This is a genomic window from Roseateles sp. P5_E1, from assembly GCF_054049335.1.
This window is the reverse complement of sequence record NZ_JBFUMN010000357.1, coordinates 1-573: the sequence shown is the minus strand read 5'-3', so window position 1 is coordinate 573 and position 573 is coordinate 1. Positions and strand designations below refer to the sequence as shown.

1 protein-coding gene is annotated in these 573 nt (G+C 64.4%); it reads left to right on the top strand.

Annotation, left to right across the window (positions count from 1 at the left end):
• Window positions 1-503: OsmC family protein (locus tag ACXJKJ_RS31505; RefSeq protein WP_457395609.1), on the top strand; the 503-nt coding region annotated here is incomplete at its 5' end.
• Window positions 504-573 lie beyond the last annotated feature (70 nt).

The window sequence follows — 573 nt, the reverse complement described above, 5'->3', positions numbered from 1 at the left end:
GGCCCGACGCGGTGCTAACGCCGCATCGTCCATGCTGGCCCTGCCATTCATCCGCAGGAGACAAACCGATGGGTATTTCGCGTCATGCCACCGCGCACTGGGAAGGTGACCTCAAGACAGGCAAGGGACAACTGAGCACGCCACAGAGCGGCCTGATGGACAAAACCCGCTATGCCTTCAGCAGCCGCTTCGGCGATGAGAAGGGCACCAATCCCGAAGAACTGATCGCCGCCGCACACGCCGGCTGCTTCACCATGGCGCTGTCGGCCAAGCTCACCGAGGCCGGCTTCGTGCCCACCTCGCTGGATACCGAAGCCAAGGTCGACCTGTCCATGGAAGGCGGCCCGCAGCTTTCGCAGATCACCCTGAAGGTGAAGGCAGTGGTGCCGAAGATCGATGCGGCGCAGTTCCGCGCGATTGCCGACGACGCCAAGCAGAACTGTCCGGTGTCCAAGGCACTGAGCGCAGTGCCGATCAGCCTGGAGGCCGAGCTGGCGAGCTGAGCGTGCCGCAGTGCGCATTGAGTGAACCCGGCAGGGGCGGCATAGTCGCCCCTGTTTCGTTGCGGGGAGC